13 protein-coding genes and 1 pseudogene are annotated in these 14,169 nt (G+C 64.4%); 9 read left to right on the top strand and 5 right to left on the bottom strand.

Features of this window, described 5'->3' with window-relative positions:
- Positions 1-41: 41 nt before the first annotated feature.
- Entirely contained in the window at positions 42-1,118 is a 1,077-nt protein-coding gene (locus ACFFWD_RS22040) for a lysylphosphatidylglycerol synthase transmembrane domain-containing protein (RefSeq protein ID WP_376968587.1), read from the bottom strand.
- Positions 1,119-1,821: 703 nt separating this feature from the next.
- Between ACFFWD_RS22040 and ACFFWD_RS22035 the strand changes: the two genes are divergently transcribed.
- The 4 genes and pseudogenes from ACFFWD_RS22035 to ACFFWD_RS22020 all read left to right on the top strand — a co-directional run bounded on the left by ACFFWD_RS22035 (position 1,822) and on the right by ACFFWD_RS22020 (position 7,295).
- A complete protein-coding gene (locus tag ACFFWD_RS22035) occupies positions 1,822-2,058 on the top strand; it encodes a hypothetical protein (RefSeq protein ID WP_376968586.1) in 237 nt (78 codons plus the stop codon).
- A 158-nt stretch (positions 2,059-2,216) separates the two neighbouring features.
- Positions 2,217-3,845 carry a glycosyltransferase family 39 protein gene (locus ACFFWD_RS22030; protein ID WP_376968585.1) on the top strand — a complete coding sequence of 543 codons (1,629 nt, stop codon included), beginning with the start codon at positions 2,217-2,219 and terminating at the stop codon, positions 3,843-3,845.
- 27 nt (positions 3,846-3,872) lie between these two features.
- Positions 3,873-4,602 (top strand): annotated as a pseudogene (locus ACFFWD_RS22025) (MFS transporter); the annotation flags it as partial.
- Between the two features lie 290 nt (positions 4,603-4,892).
- Positions 4,893-7,295, top strand: a complete 2,403-nt coding sequence (locus ACFFWD_RS22020; protein WP_376968584.1) for an EAL domain-containing protein — start codon at positions 4,893-4,895, stop codon at positions 7,293-7,295.
- Between the two features lie 9 nt (positions 7,296-7,304).
- Here ACFFWD_RS22020 and ACFFWD_RS22015 read toward each other — a convergent pair whose 3' ends face one another.
- Positions 7,305-7,739 carry a hypothetical protein gene (locus ACFFWD_RS22015; RefSeq protein ID WP_376968583.1) on the bottom strand — a complete coding sequence of 145 codons (435 nt, stop codon included), beginning with the start codon at positions 7,737-7,739 and terminating at the stop codon, positions 7,305-7,307.
- Between the two features lie 84 nt (positions 7,740-7,823).
- On the opposite strand from ACFFWD_RS22015, the gene ACFFWD_RS22010 reads away from it, so the two are divergent.
- From ACFFWD_RS22010 to ACFFWD_RS22000, 3 genes are all read left to right on the top strand, one after another.
- A complete protein-coding gene (locus ACFFWD_RS22010) occupies positions 7,824-8,258 on the top strand; it encodes an anthrone oxygenase family protein (protein ID WP_376968582.1) in 435 nt (144 codons plus the stop codon).
- 11 nt (positions 8,259-8,269) lie between these two features.
- Positions 8,270-8,887, top strand: coding sequence for a hypothetical protein (locus ACFFWD_RS22005; protein WP_376968581.1), 618 nt, complete (start codon positions 8,270-8,272; stop codon positions 8,885-8,887).
- Positions 8,888-8,950: 63 nt separating this feature from the next.
- Entirely contained in the window at positions 8,951-9,544 is a 594-nt protein-coding gene (locus ACFFWD_RS22000; protein ID WP_376968580.1) for a YdcF family protein, read from the top strand.
- 15 nt (positions 9,545-9,559) lie between these two features.
- Here the strand turns inward: ACFFWD_RS22000 and ACFFWD_RS21995 are convergent, their stop codons facing one another.
- The gene (locus tag ACFFWD_RS21995; RefSeq protein WP_376968579.1) at positions 9,560-10,903 is read right to left on the bottom strand and encodes an aminotransferase-like domain-containing protein; all 1,344 of its coding nucleotides are present in this window, start codon (positions 10,901-10,903) and stop codon (positions 9,560-9,562) included.
- Between the two features lie 182 nt (positions 10,904-11,085).
- On the opposite strand from ACFFWD_RS21995, the gene ACFFWD_RS21990 reads away from it, so the two are divergent.
- Complete coding sequence (locus tag ACFFWD_RS21990) at positions 11,086-11,325, top strand: DUF1127 domain-containing protein (protein ID WP_376968578.1); 240 nt, start codon at positions 11,086-11,088, stop codon at positions 11,323-11,325.
- A gap of 132 nt (positions 11,326-11,457) precedes the next feature.
- Here the strand turns inward: ACFFWD_RS21990 and ACFFWD_RS21985 are convergent, their stop codons facing one another.
- Positions 11,458-11,883: a universal stress protein gene (locus ACFFWD_RS21985; protein ID WP_376968577.1), complete on the bottom strand. Its 426-nt coding sequence runs from the start codon at positions 11,881-11,883 to the stop codon at positions 11,458-11,460.
- Between the two features lie 164 nt (positions 11,884-12,047).
- The gene (locus ACFFWD_RS21980) at positions 12,048-12,581 is read right to left on the bottom strand and encodes a SixA phosphatase family protein (RefSeq protein ID WP_376968576.1); all 534 of its coding nucleotides are present in this window, start codon (positions 12,579-12,581) and stop codon (positions 12,048-12,050) included.
- A gap of 94 nt (positions 12,582-12,675) precedes the next feature.
- Here ACFFWD_RS21980 and ACFFWD_RS21975 point away from each other — a divergent pair, with 94 nt between their 5' ends.
- Positions 12,676-14,163, top strand: coding sequence for an NAD(P)/FAD-dependent oxidoreductase (locus ACFFWD_RS21975; protein ID WP_376968575.1), 1,488 nt, complete (start codon positions 12,676-12,678; stop codon positions 14,161-14,163).
- Positions 14,164-14,169: the final 6 nt, after the last annotated feature.

Raw genomic sequence — 14,169 nt, 5'->3', positions numbered from 1 at the left:
GAGGACCGAAAAAGCCGCACCGAGGGCCGATAAAGTCGCTGTTACCGTTTCAGCCGCTTGATCCGCTGCTGCCGGCTTTCGATTGGTTGCCGCACGGTCGCCGAAGCCGTGCAGGCTTGGCTAAGTCTCCGCCGTTCCTGCCAGGGCTGCACCACGTTGAGCCACAGCTCGCGCGCGCCCATGATCGAGATCGAAATCCCGAACGGGATCAGGAAATAGAGGATACGGAACACCACCAATGTCGCCAGCAGCTGTTCCCTGCTGAACTCCGGCAGCGCCACCAGCATCGCCGCGTCGAACACGCCGATCGAACCGGGTGCGTGGCTGGCGAAGCCGAGCAGTGTGGCCAGGATGAACACCACCGCCAGCGAGATGAAGTCGATATCCGGCTGGGTGGGCATCAACAGATACATCGCGAGTGCGCAGAAGCCGAGATCGACCACGCCGATCAGGACCTGCAGCAGTGTCAGCCTGGCCGATGGCAGCACCACCTTCCAGCCGTTCTGGCCGAGCTCGCGGCGCTTGTCGCCGGTCATGAGCCAGACGAAATAGGCGCCGATGCCGGCAAGGCAGCCGATCGCGATCAACCGGTTCATGGCCGGGGGCAGCAGGTCCATCGCGGAGGCCGCCCAGGGGTGCCAGGCCATGCCGAAGCCGAGCACGAATAGGTTGCCGAGCCAGAAGGTCAGTCCGGACAGGAAGCAGATCTTCGCGACGTCGATCGCGGTCAGGCCGTAGTCCGAATAGATCCGGAAGCGGATCGCGCCGCCCGTGAAGACGGTGGCGCCGATGTTGTGGCCGATCGTGTAGCTGGTGAAGCTGGAGAGCGCCGCGATGCGGTAGGGGATGTGGGTCTTGCCGATCGTTCGCAGGGCGAAGAAATCGTAGAAGGTCAGGGTACAGAAGGCGCCGACCACACAGAGCGCGGCCAGCGCGATCCGATGCGGTGCAATATCGGTGAGGGCGGTCAGGATGATGCTGGTATCGACGCCCTTGAGCGTCCGGACCAGGGTCGTGACCGCAAAGGCGATGATGAGGACACTCGCAGCGATCCCTAGCCGTTTCCAGCCGATCTTTTCCTTGAAGCCACGCCCGAGCGTGGTCAGCAGCCGATGCATTCATCCTCCCGGCGGGGCGGCAATTTCAGTGGGACCCGGTCACAAACGGCGACGGGTGACGGGCAAGCGCACCGTGCGCGAAGACCCATAAGGCAAAACCGATGCGTTGTGCAGTCCTTGACAAGCCAAGCTTCGGCCCTCGTTGGTCGTCTTTGTCATACTGGCTACATATGTCATCGCCTTGCCGAATGTGAGTCGCAGGTCGGGTATCCGCGCCGCTGATTTGGCAGGGTGTGCCACGGTTCGAACCGGTTTCCGTCAAGGTTTTCCGCATTTTTGCCTCATCCGCGTGATCGTGGCGGCGCTCGCCGACGCTATCGAATGGACAATATGCGCGGGTGAGGGGACTTCCGTACCGCCGGAGCCGTTTACCAACATGTCAAAACCATGTGCGCGGCGTCGGCGCATCGCGATACGCGCCGTCGCCCCCGGAAAGGATCGCCCGGCAGCCGCGGCTAGTCCCTACGTCTATTGAGGCAAAACGCCGCGCAGGGCGGCACCGGCGCATTTGCTCCGACCGACACCACACCGGGGGCGCTTTCACACTTCGATCAGTAGCGAAATGTCACATCGAAACGGGCGCCTATGTCTCGAGTTGGTTCCTGATGCGAGATGATCCATGCAAGGCACGTCCCTGAACATCCGGCCCTTGGCAGAGGGGTAAACCGCATTCCATTCCGGCCGGTCGAAGCTGGCGTCGACATTGACGCTCGCCGCCATGAGTCTCGGCTACGGCGTCGTGCAGCTCGACGTCACCATCGTCAATACCGCGCTCAACGCGATCGGCGCCTCGCTCGGCGGTGGTGTCGCCGAGCTGCAATGGGTCCCAAAGCGGAAACGGGAGCGACTGGGTTCCCGACCGCTCTTATGGAGTAAGTGCAGACACTCCCGGTCCAAATGGTTGCTGCCTTATTGCTCGATTTCGTCCATCCGAGATTAAGGCCTCGGTAACGCGGTTGATATTATTTGCTGCTCGACCTAGCACGCTAATTTAGCTCTAATTTTGCGAAGCGAGAATGTAATAGGCGGGCAAGTCGTTGTTTGTATATACGGCGAGTTCGGCTGCCTAATACTTCGACAGGTTGGGTGGCCGGGCCCTTGTTCGATTTCACATTTTCAGAACTTGCAAAACGTTCCGACCAAAATCCCGCGCCTTGGCGGCGGCCCCTCATAAAGTGGTTGAATGGTGTGGAGTCGGGTTGGGCCATACCACTGATGCTGCTCTGCTTTGTCACTATCTGGACGGCCTACCTGGTCGTTGCCTACATCGGCTCGGATCTCCACCCGGACGTACTTGAAACCTGGACGCTTGGTCGTCGCTTCGAGTGGGGTAACCCAAAGCATCCGCCGCTAATGGGTTGGGTCGCAAGGGCATGGACGACGGTCTTCCCCGTGAGCGATTGGACAATGCAACTGATGGCCATGGTCAACGCGGCCGTGGGGTTGTGGGCCGTTGATCTGATCTCTAGGCAGTTCGTGACTGGTCACAAGAGAGTACTGGTCCTGCTCTTGCTGATGCTGACCCCGGCCTATCAGTTTCATGCCCAACGGTTCAACGCGAATAACGTATTGCTCTCGCTGTGGCCGTGGGCCACGTACTGTTTCCTGCGCTCTGTCCAAACACGAACTGTGATCTGGGCTGCCGCTGCAGGCTTTACCGCGGCGTTGGCCATGCTCGGCAAATATTACTCGATCTTCTTGGTGGCCGCCTTTTGCATTGCGGCGATCGCGAACTCTTCGCGGCGAGCTTACTTCAGCTCTGCGGCTCCCTACGTTTCTATTGCAGCAGGTTCCCTTGCTCTCGCGCCCCACGTCTATTGGCTTGCCAACAACGGTGCGGCGACATTCGACCACGCTATGACTCACACGGGATTCGACCTGGTCACGGTCTTATTCGATGTACTTAACTTTTTGGCGGGGCTCGCAGCAGCACTGAGCGTCGCAGCCATAACCTGGCTCATGATCGCAGGTCGACGTCTGGATCGTGTGGCTGGAGACTTCAAAGCAGCCGACCCAGGACTGAAGCTTTTGCTCTCTGTCTTAGTTGCCACAATTGTTCTTCCAATCCTGACTTCGCTTACCCTTCGGACGGATTTGCCGTCGCTTTGGGCACTGCCGGGCATCTTTCCGCTAGCGGTCCTGGTGGTCTGTACGACGAGCTATCCGATCGAACAGTTCTACACCGTAAACGCGACTGTGCTGGCTGCTGGAATAGCGGTGGTGGCGACCACTGTTGCAGCCCCAATCCACGCGGTTTATCGCAACCACTATGGCTACGAGGAAGGTCGGAACTTTTATCGTCAGGCTGCTCTCGAACTCACTCGTCAATGGCATGAAGTTGGCGATGGGCCGCTCCCTCGCGTAAGCGGAGATGATTCCCTCGCCTTCGCCGCGGCGTTTTACAGTCCAGACCATCCTTTCTATTCACGACCGTTCGCGTACCAGTACACTTGGAAGGTGCCGCGAAAAACGACGATAGAACGCGGTTGGGCGGCGCTCTGCTTCGCGGATCAAATTGACTGCCTGGATTGGATGGCCGTGGCGGGAGCACGGTCCGAATATTCTGTTCGGCACGAGTTCACTGTCCAGGCCAATTTGCTGGGTATACCGGGTATCAGTCGAAGCGTCGTGTCTTTGATTGTGCCCGCGCGAGAGCCATCACGGGTTGACGCTCCGGACTGCGGCGATGCACCGAACGCTGACATCGCAAGACTCGGCAAGACTTAGGGCCCGGGTGGAACAGCTTTGCGGGCACTGGCGGGCCTGGTGCTGTCTGCCGTGTTCGCGCTGCTGTTCGTTTGGCGCGAGGCCTGTGCATCGCAGCCAATGTTGCCGCTGTCATTGTTCAGGCAGCCGATCTTCGCGCTGACGCCGCTGGTCGGTCTCCTCGTCAATGTCGCGATCTACGGGCGGATCTTCGTGCTCAGCCTTTACTTCCAGCAGGTCAACGGCCTGTCGGCGTTTGCGACCGGCCTCGCCTTCGTGCCGATGCTGGGTGCGGTGCTGCCGGTCAACCCGGTCGCGCCACGTATTGCCGAGCGGATCGGTGCAGCGCGACCATCTCACTCGGCGCGGCGATCTCCGCCGGCGGATGTCTCGCAACGCTCGGCATCGATCGCGGCACGAGCTACTGGGCGATGGCCTTGCAACTGACCGCGCTGAGCTGCGGGCTTGGCCTGCTGGGCCGCCGCTGACATCGACATTGCTCGGCAGCGTCGAGCCGTCGCGCTCCGGCATCGCCGCCGGCGTGCTGAATGCGACCCGGCAGACCGGCAGCGTGCTGGGCGTCGCGCTGTTCGGCTCGCTCGTCAGCCAGTCTGCCGCCTTCATTGCCGGCCTCCACGCTGCGCTGGTCATCCCGGCCGGCGTGCTGCTCGCAGCCTGCGTGCTGATCCGGATCGGTGCCCGATCACCTGCGCAGCAGCGAGCGATGCCGCTGATTGCGGACGGTTGCGCACGCATCCCAAGGTCGCTCGCGGAATGACCTCCGGGGCGCATCCGCCACCGATTCCAGGGCGGCCCGGCCGGTGACGCGCATCACCGATCGCGACATCTCCACCGGTCTTCTCCACCGGTCTTCGTCTTGCCGATGCTGGTCGTCAATTGGCGTCCGGCTTGCACGGATGTGGGTATACGGGACGCAGAAAACTTCTGCCCCTTCAGTGGCTTCGTGGAAGGTTCAATGCTTCTTCACCATCTGCGCAGGCTTGTCGCGGAAGTTACCGTTAATACACCAATGGAGCTGTTTTTATAGGTCCATAACGGGGGCCTATAATGTATCGCGTATTCACCTGTCTCACGACCGAGCACGATTGGCGGCTGGTTGTCCTTGGCGGCGTCATCTGTCTGCTCGCCAGTGCTGTCGCGATCAGCCTGTTCCATCGCGCCCGGGCCTCGAAGGGGCGCTCGCGCGAGATCTGGATCGGGCTCGATGCAGCGGTCGGTGGGTGCGGCATCTGGGCCACCCATTTCGTCGCCATGCTGGCCTACGACCCCGGCATCGAAGCCGGATACAGCGTCCCCGTCACCCTGCTGTCGCTGGTGCTTGCAGTCGCGATCCTCGCGGTCGGACTTGCCGTCGCATCGCTCGACAAGCGCTGGTGGACAGTCGCGGCCGGCGGCGCGATCGTCGGCGTCGGCGTTGCGGCCATGCATTACACCGGCATGTCCGGTCTGGAGTTGCCCGCGCGCATCGTCTGGTCGCCGGGCATCGTTGTCGCCTCGATCGCGTTCGGCAGCCTGTTCGGGGCGCTTGCGCTCGTCGTTGCCGCGCGCGGTGAGGGCATTGGCCACACGGCAGCGGCAACGGGCCTCTTGACCGTTGCGATCGTCTCGCACCATTTCACGGCAATGGGCGCGGTGACGGTGGTCCCCGACCCCACGATCGTCCCCGACGGGCTGTCGATCTCGCCGCCGGTGCTTTCGTTCATGACGGCGATTGCGGCCTTCGCCATTCTCGGCATCTCGCTGATCGCGTCCATTCTCGACCGTCGCGCCAAGAGCGAGCTGCACAAGCAGAAAATGGTGCTCGACACCGCACTCGAGAACATGTCGCAGGGGCTCTGCATGTTCGATGCCGACGGCCGCATCATGCTGTTCAACGAGCGCTACGGCGAGTTGATGGGCCGCAGCCATGTACCGCTGCAGGGCCGCCTTCTGATCGATGTGCTGCAGGACCTGCGCTCGATCGGCCAGTGGGAGGGTGATCCCGAGGAATTTTGCGCCGGCCTGATCGCCGAGGCGAAGGCGGGCAACGCCGCAACGCGCATCGTCGAGCGTCACGGACGCTCGATCCGCGTGGTCGACCAGCCTATGAAAGGTGGCGGGTGGGTCGCGACCTTCGAGGACATCACCGAATGGCAGCAGGCCCAGCAACAGATTTCGCACATGGCGCGCCATGATGCGTTGACCAACCTGCCGAACCGGACGCTGTTCCGCGAGCAGCTCGAGAAGGCGCTGAGGCTCGCCAAGCGCGCCGACCAGCTCGCGGTGTTCTGCCTCGATCTCGATCATTTCAAGGAGATCAACGATACGCTCGGACATCCGATTGGCGATGCGCTGCTGCGGGAGGTCGCGCGCCGGCTCGGCGAATGCGTGACCGAGCACGACACCGTGGCGCGGCTCGGCGGCGACGAGTTCGCCATCGTGCAGTTCTGCAGCAATTGCGAGCCGTCGGTCGTGTCCGCGCTCGCCAGCCATGTCGTCGAGCGGATCGCAGCTCCCTACGAGATCGGCGGCCATCAACTGGTGATCGGCGTCAGCGTCGGCATCTCGCTTGCGCCCGAGGACGGCAAGAACCCCGACGAGCTGTTGCAAAAGGCCGACCTCGCGCTTTACCGCGCCAAGGCGGACGGCCGCGGCACCTACCGCTTCTTTGAAACCGGCATGGATGCGCGGGCCCAGGCGCGCCGCGTGCTGGAGCGCGACCTGCGGCTGGCGCTGCAACGTGATGAGTTCGAGGTCTACTACCAGCCGATCCGCGATCTTGCGGGCGACCGTATCGTCGCGTTCGAGGCGCTGGTGCGCTGGAACCACTCGCTGCGCGGCCTGATCGCTCCGAACCATTTCATTCCGGTCGCGGAGGAAACCGGCATCATCGTTCAGCTCGGCGAAATCGTGCTGCGCAAGGCCTGCATGGATGCCGCAGGCTGGCCGCAGGACATCGCGGTTGCCGTCAATTTGTCGCCGGTGCAGTTCAAGAATCCTAGTCTCGTGACGTCGGTGAAGGCCGCGCTGCAGGCCGCTGGCCTGTCGGCGGATCGCCTCGAGCTCGAGATCACCGAATCGGTGCTGCTGCAGAACAGCGAGGCGACGCTTGCCGTGCTGCACGAGCTGCGCGGCTTCGGGGTGCGGATCTCGCTCGACGATTTCGGTACCGGCTATTCGTCGCTCAGCTATCTGCGCAGCTTCCCGTTTGACAAGATCAAGATCGACCGCTCCTTCGTCACCGACCTTGCGACGCGCGACGAGTCGATGGCGATCGTCCGCGCGGTGACGGGGCTCGGCAAGAGCCTCGGCATCGTGACGACGGCGGAAGGCGTCGAGACCGATCAGCAGTTCGACCTGCTGCGCCAGGAAGGCTGCACGCAGGCGCAGGGCTATCTGTTCAGCCCGCCGCGGCCTGCTGCCGACGTCGCCAAGATGCTCCGCAGGGTGCCCGAACGGTCGGTGGCCTGAGCCGATTTCCTAGGCCTTGCGCAGCGCGAAATAGGCGCCGCAAAACGCCATCACGGCGCCGAGGCACAGCGCCGCAATGCCGGCGAGCACGCCCGAGACGGTCGGGATCGGGCTTGGCGCCGATGCAGACTGGCCGGCCCCGGCCAGGATCAGCACGCCGACCACGATCAGGAACTGGCGCATCCGCTGCGGAATCTGCCCCGATACGGCGCTATCCATCAGGTTGGCTGTGAAGTAGCCGCCTGAGAAGCCCACGCTTGCGATCAGCCACCACGCGATCGCCGCGCCTGCCGGCATGAAGTCGTGCGTGTCGGATCGCCACAGGCCGCCGAGATCGAGCCCGTAGCGCGCCCCGAGCATGTGCACGGCGAGCGCCAGCAGCACTCCTGTGATCATCGCGCCGCCAAGGATGAGGTGACGCGGAAAAGAGGTCGTCTCAGGCATGCTCCGCTTGTAAGATAAAGCCGGCGCGCCGCGCAAGCTTGCGCGCGCTCTTAAGGACGCGAGACCCTGTGGAGAGGTTCGTCGATGGCGAATGGCCTTTTGGCGCTGATGGTGGCGTCGATCTTCACGGGGGCTGCGGTCTACGTGAATTTTGCCGAGCAGCCCGCGCGGCTGATGCTCGATGACCGCGCACTGCTCACCGAATGGAAGCCGTCGTACCGGCGCGGTTTTGCGATGCAGGCGCCGCTGGCGCTGGTCGGCTGCATCCTCGGCCTCGTCGCCTGGTGGCAGGCCTCGCATCCGGCCTTCCTGGTCGGCGCGGTCGCGATGATCGCGCCATGGCCGTGGACGCTTCTCGGCATCAAGCCGACCAACGATGCGCTGCTGGCGATCGCGCCGGACGACGCAGGACCGCAATCACGGGCGCTGATCGAAAAATGGGGCGGGCTTCATGCCGTGCGCAGCGTGCTCGGCGCGGTCGGGACGCTCGCCTATCTCTGGGCATGCCTGCAGCGCTAGGGCAGGGCGAGATGGCATCCGCGTCTGCCGAACCGCGCCCTGAGCCTGTCCGTTATGCCTATAGGGCGTCGCTGATCGGCTCGGCGCATGAATTCGAGTTGACCGATGCCGGGCTGGCGTGGCGGATCGCGGGCCGCTCCGGCGTGTGGCCTTATGCCGACATCGCCATGGTCAAGCTGTCGTATCGCCCGGTGTCGATGCAGCAGCAGCGATTTCGCGCCGACATCGACAACGCCAAGGGCGGACGGATCGCCATCCTCTCGACCACCTGGCAGACCGCGACGCTGGTCGCGCCGCAGGGCAACGATTATCGCGACTTCATCGTCGAGCTGCATCACCGCATGCAGGCGGCGGGCAGCAGCGCCGCGCTGGTCGGCGGCCTCGGGCCGAAGACCTACACCGCAGCGCTGGCGCTACTGGCATTCCTGGCTGTCGCCATGGCCGGGCTTCTGCTGCGCGCGCTGCTGACGTCCGAATGGACCGGCGCCCTGTTCCTGGTCGGTTTTGCGGCGCTGTTCGCCTGGCAGATCGGCGGCTTCATCACGCGCAACCGGCCGCGGCGCTACCGCTTCGATGATCTGCCGGACGCGCTGCTGCCGCGCGCTGTCGCAAAGCGCAATGAAACGTGACTTCGTACCTCGCTCCGCGCACGGCATGTTCGGTCCGCATCGTCGTGACCTGGAGCATTGCGTGTGGAGGATCGAAGCTTGCGGATTCCATCCGAGGATGAGATCGCCGCGATCAATGCGCAGCACTTGATCGATACGCCGCTCAAGCCCGCCGATCTCCTGTTCGTGTTCGGGACGCGCGTTGACGTCGCCGCGCGGGTCGACGTCGCGGTCGGTCTTTGGCGCGATGGCCTCGCCCGCTGGGCGATCGTGAGCGGCGGCGTGACCGCGGGCGGCGATCGTTCGGAATGCGCCGTCATCAAGGAAGCGATGGTCGCGCGCGGCATTCCGCCTGACAGGATCCTCGAGGAGCATCGCGCGATGAACACGGGCGAGAACGTGATCTTCTCGCTGCCGGTGATCGATGCGGCGCTCGGGCGTGACAACATCAGGAGCGTGATCTGCCTCGGCAACACCTGGACCGCACGGCGCTATCCGATGACGCTGCACCGGCACTGGCCGGAGGTCGAGAAGATGCTGGTGACGGTCGACAGTTTCGCCACGCCGCGTTCGCTCTGGCACGCCGACCCGGAATTTCGCCGCCGTGTTCTCGTCGAGTGGGACAAGATCGAACCTTACAAGGCAAAGGGCTTTATCGCCGAGTGGCCTGTCGGGTGAACTGCGAAGGCGCAATCATTCGGTCGAGTCAAAATCCTCTTCGGTAGCGTTCAGCATCCCGGCAAGGGTCCGCAGGCCGAGGTCGAGTTGCTCCATCGGCGGCGCGGCGAGTGCGAGCCGCACCGCATTGGGCGCGTGTCCCGGCGTGACGGCGAACGTCGTCGACGGCGTCAGCGCGATGTCGCGGCGCGCGGCGGCTGCGACGAAGGTCTGCGAGCGCCAGTGCGGCGGCAGGGTCAGCCAGAGGTGATAGGATTTCGGGTTTCTCTGCACTTCGAAATCGGCAAAATGCCTTGCCGCGATTTGCTGGCGCCGCCCGGCATCGATCCGTTTCAGCCGCGACAGCTCCGCTGCCGTGCCGTCCGCCATCAGCCGCTGTCCCGCGGCGAAAGCATAGCCCGACGCCGTCCAGCCGCCCGAGCGCACCGAGGCCATGATGCTCTCGCGCAGCCGCGGCGGCGAGACGATGAAGCCGAGCGCGAGCCCGGGCGCCACCTTCTTCGACAGGCTGTCGAGCACGATGCAATTGTCGGGCGCGAGCGCGGCAAGCGGAACCTCGTCGTCGAGGAAGCCATAGACCGCGTCCTCGATGATGGTGAGGTCGAGCTTTTCGACCACGCGCAGCAGATCGGAGCGGCGCTCCGCCGGCATGGTGATGCCGAGCGGGTTCTGGATCGTCGGCTGGATGTACAGCGCTGACAGATGCGCCTCGCGATGCGCCTTCTGCACGGCGTCGGGCCGCACGCCATGCTCGTCCATCGCCAGCGGCACCAGCGTGACGCCGAGCCGCGCCGCGATGCCCTTGATGAAGGGGTAGGTCAGCGCCTCGACGCCGCAGCGTCCGCCAGGCGGCGCGACGGCGGCCAGTGCTGCTGCCATGCACTGCCGTCCGTTGGCGGTGAAGACGATCTGGTCGGGGCTCGGCGTCCAGCTCCTGCGCGCGAGGAATTCGGCCGAGATGGTCCGCGCTGCCCGCGTACCGAAGCTGGTCGCCTGGCGTAGCGCGACCTCGAGCGCCTCCGGGCGTTCGAGTCCTTCGAGGCTCTTGGCGATCATCGTCGCCTGGTGCGGCAGCAGCGGATAGTTGAATTCGAGGTCGATGCGCGCGCCGCGCGGCTCGGTAGGCGCAGCGACGCCACGACGCGCCTCGCCGGAGACGAAGGTGCCGCGGCCGACCTCGCCGACCACGAGCCCGCGCCGCAACAGCTCAGTATAGACCCGGCTCGCGGTCGATACGGCGATCTTGCGCTCATAGGCGAAATGCCGCTGCGGCGGCAGGCGGTCGCCGGCCTTCAGCGCACCGCTGGCGATCTCGGCGGCAACGGCGTCGGCCAGCTTCAGATACTCGAACTTCGACATTATTGCACCGAGAGCAATGTTTTACTTGCTCCGAGACATGTACGGGATCATTTAAAGAGAAACAAGCCCGCGATTGTACTGAGGATAGCGAAAGCGATCCGAGGTGGTTGACGACGCAAGCGCCAACACCGGCGTTTGCGTCAACGGCGTTGTAATGCCGTCGGGCGCCGCAGGAGATGACAATGACCACGATATCCTCAGCCGCCGTGCCGCCCGCGCAGTCCAGCATATTGGGTGGGTTGCTCCGATTGCTCCGAGGTTGGGCCGATGCGCTCGCGACCTATTGGGTGCGCCGCGAGGCGATCAAGACCCTGAGCCAGCTCGACGACCGGGCGCTGCGCGATATCGGGATTTCGCGTTGCCATATCGAGACGGCCGTTGCCGGCAAGGTCGATCAGTTCGAGCTCGTCCGCATCCGCTGAGATCAAGGAGAGCGGCGCTCGCGTGAAGCTGGGGCATGATGCGACCGGATCGCATCATGCTTCATCTTTCTTCATCTTTGCCTTGACGCGCTGTCTTCACGCGGACGGGAGTCCACTTCGCTCAACAACGCTTCAGTGCCGCACCACCAGCACCGAGCATTTGGCGTAGCGCACCACGTGTCCGGCATTCGAGCCGAGGAAGTAGGTGCGCATCGCCGGACGGTGCGAGGTCATCACGATCAGGTCGGCCTTCATCGCGGCGGCTTCTTCGAGAATCTCGTGATAGATGCCGCCCTGGCGGACCACGCCGGAAATCCGCGACGGGTCGATACCGGATTCGCGCGCCACGATCGCAAGCGCCTCTTCCGACGTTTCCCGCTGCTGACTGTCGAAATCGGCGGGCACATATTCGGCCAGCATCACCGGCGTCATCGGCAGCACGTTGAGCAGGCGAACCGAGCCGTTCCAGGTCTTCGATAATGTCGCTGCGGTGGCGATCGCAGGCTTCGCCAGATCGGTATCGGCGAGGTCGATCGGCACGAGAATGGACTTGTACATCTGCGCCTCCTGTCCGCGATTGGTCTGGAGCCGTCTTCGTCCCGTTGCGTCGGGACGCGAGCCCTCTTTTTCTTGCGATGCGTCTTGTGACGCATCTTAACGCGAACGGGTCCCCTGTCGCGCAAACGCAATATAGCACGGCCTGACGGCGATGTCCGCCGCCGTCAGCCGCGCGAGGAATGTCTCAACAATTTCGGACTGACGAACAGGATCAGCTTGCCGCGGCCGAACGACACTTCGTTCCAGTCGTCGATCGCGAAATCGAGAATGGCAAGCCCCGAGGTCGGCAGATTGTCGCTGAGCGCCTTCTTCGCGGCGTCGTCGCCGCTGCCGGTCAATGTCAGCGCAAGCTCGTGCAAGCCCGGGTTGTGGCCGACCAGCATCAGCCGCTTTGGGTCGACGGCGGAGGCGATGCGGATCGTGGTCAATAGTTGCTTCAGATCGGCGCCGTAGAGCTCTGGTAGGAATTCGACTTTCGGCTGCGGCGCGAGCCCCTCGCGTGCGATCTCCCAGGTCTGCGCTGCGCGGACCGCGGGCGACACCAGCACCTGATCGGGCAAGGGCGGGTGGCGGCCGATCCAGTGGCCGATTTCGGCGGCGTCGTGCCGGCCGCGCTCATCGAGGCGGCGGTCCTGGTCGTGGCCCGAAGGCGCGTCGTGTTCGGTCTTGGCATGACGCAACAGCAGCAAACGGCGCATGGACTTCCATCTCGATTCGTTCAACCGGCATTAATTCTACAGGCCGATGCCAAGGACAAGGTGACAAGCGCCGCAGCGGTTCGTAAGAAACGCCATGAGCGAGACTTCCACAAGTGCGGTCGACGGCCCCGATGCCGCGGCTTTGCCCCGTGCACGCCTGGCATTCGATCTTGACGTCGATGTCTGCGTGGTCGGGGCGGGGCTTGCCGGCCTGACGGTGGCGCGCGAGACGGCGCGGCTTGGTGCCAGCGTCGCCGTGCTCGAGGGCCGCCAGGTCGGCTGGAACGCCTCCGGCCATCAGCTCGGCACCGTGATGCCGGGCTTCAGCCTGCCGATCGCAGATCTGATCGAGCGGGTCGGGCTCGACGATGCCCGCGAGCTCTGGGCGCTATCGAAGGAGGGCGCTGAATATGTCCGCAGCACCGCCACCGAGGAGCTGATCCCGGGCATCGGCTATAGCGATGGCGCGCTCGAAGTGTCCAATGTCGACGTCGGCGAGGCGTTGATCAGCCGCCTGCAGACGCTGGCCGAAGACTTCGCGACCGACGTCGAGGGCTGGCAGGTCGATCGCGTCCGCAGCGTGCTGAAGACCGGTCGTTACTTCCACGGCATCTATTTCCCAAAGGCGTTCCAGATCGACGGCCGAAAATATGTCCACGGCCTCGCGGCGCTGGCGACGCGGGCGGGCGCGCGGATCTTCGAGGACACGCCGGTCGTCAGCATCGATTTTTCGGGCATCCGCAAGCGTATCGTGACGCCTTCGGCGCGGCTGCGTGCGTCGCATATCGTGTTGGCGGGCAACATTCACCTCGGCGCGCCGCTGAAGCGGCTGTCCGAGACGCTGCTGCCGGTGTGGCGCTATGCGGCGCTGACCGAGCCGCTCGGCGCGCAGCTTGCGGCGGCGATCGCCTTTCAGGGCTCGGTGACCGACAGCGACGGCATCGATCATTTCCGCGTCGTCGGCGGCGATCGACTGCTGTGGGCCAGTCCGGAGGCCACCTGGGACGCGCGGCCGGCGCGGTTCGGCGCCGCGGTCCAACGCCGGATCGCGACCGTATTTCCGCAGCTTGGCAAGGTGCCGATCGAAAAGACGTTCGGTGGCGCGGTCGGCGTGACCGTGCACGGCATGCCGCAGGTTGGCCAGTTGCGCAAAGGTCTGTGGGTCGCGAGCGGCTTTGGCCGCCAGGGACTCAACACCTCGGCGATGGCCGGGCAGTTGATCGCCCGCAGCATCCTCTGGGGCGATGATCGCTGGCGGCTGTTTTCGCCGTTCGAGCTGGTCTGGGCCGGTGGCACCACCGGTCGTGTTGCGGGCCATCTGATCGGGCTGTGGGCGAGGGGGGCCTCGTCCGCCTCAGGAGCGCTCGCCCGTTACCGCGAGGGCGCCCGGGCAAAGCAGCGGGTCCGCGAGGCGCGCCTTGCCGAAGCCAATCTGAGGGCTGGAACCCGGGGGCCGCAGCGCCGTGATCCGCCGGGAGCCGTGCGCCCGGTGCCGCCACCGCCGGCAGAGCTGCGGCAGGGCGGGGATGCGCACCCCGCCATCTCGCAAGAAAGTGAGAACATCCCGGATCGTTCGATGTAACTTCTC

The organism is Bradyrhizobium erythrophlei, from assembly GCF_042430365.1.
Classification (GTDB): domain Bacteria; phylum Pseudomonadota; class Alphaproteobacteria; order Rhizobiales; family Xanthobacteraceae; genus Bradyrhizobium; species Bradyrhizobium erythrophlei.
Note: the sequence above shows the minus strand (reverse complement) of the source record. Positions and strands in the feature narration are given on the sequence as shown.

What these genes read in the sequence shown, in the direction of transcription:
- ACFFWD_RS22040 (WP_376968587.1), bottom strand. Translation starts at nt 1,118, where the DNA reads ATGCATCGGCTGCTGACCACGCTCGGGCGTGGCTTCAAGGAAAAGATC.
- ACFFWD_RS22020 (WP_376968584.1), top strand. Translation starts at nt 4,893, where the DNA reads ATGTATCGCGTATTCACCTGTCTCACGACCGAGCACGATTGGCGGCTG.
- ACFFWD_RS22015 (WP_376968583.1), bottom strand. Translation starts at nt 7,739, where the DNA reads ATGCCTGAGACGACCTCTTTTCCGCGTCACCTCATCCTTGGCGGCGCG.
- ACFFWD_RS22010 (WP_376968582.1), top strand. Translation starts at nt 7,824, where the DNA reads ATGGCGAATGGCCTTTTGGCGCTGATGGTGGCGTCGATCTTCACGGGG.
- ACFFWD_RS22005 (WP_376968581.1), top strand. Translation starts at nt 8,270, where the DNA reads ATGGCATCCGCGTCTGCCGAACCGCGCCCTGAGCCTGTCCGTTATGCC.
- ACFFWD_RS21995 (WP_376968579.1), bottom strand. Translation starts at nt 10,903, where the DNA reads ATGTCGAAGTTCGAGTATCTGAAGCTGGCCGACGCCGTTGCCGCCGAG.
- ACFFWD_RS21990 (WP_376968578.1), top strand. Translation starts at nt 11,086, where the DNA reads ATGACCACGATATCCTCAGCCGCCGTGCCGCCCGCGCAGTCCAGCATA.
- ACFFWD_RS21985 (WP_376968577.1), bottom strand. Translation starts at nt 11,883, where the DNA reads ATGTACAAGTCCATTCTCGTGCCGATCGACCTCGCCGATACCGATCTG.
- ACFFWD_RS21980 (WP_376968576.1), bottom strand. Translation starts at nt 12,581, where the DNA reads ATGCGCCGTTTGCTGCTGTTGCGTCATGCCAAGACCGAACACGACGCG.
- ACFFWD_RS21975 (WP_376968575.1), top strand. Translation starts at nt 12,676, where the DNA reads ATGAGCGAGACTTCCACAAGTGCGGTCGACGGCCCCGATGCCGCGGCT.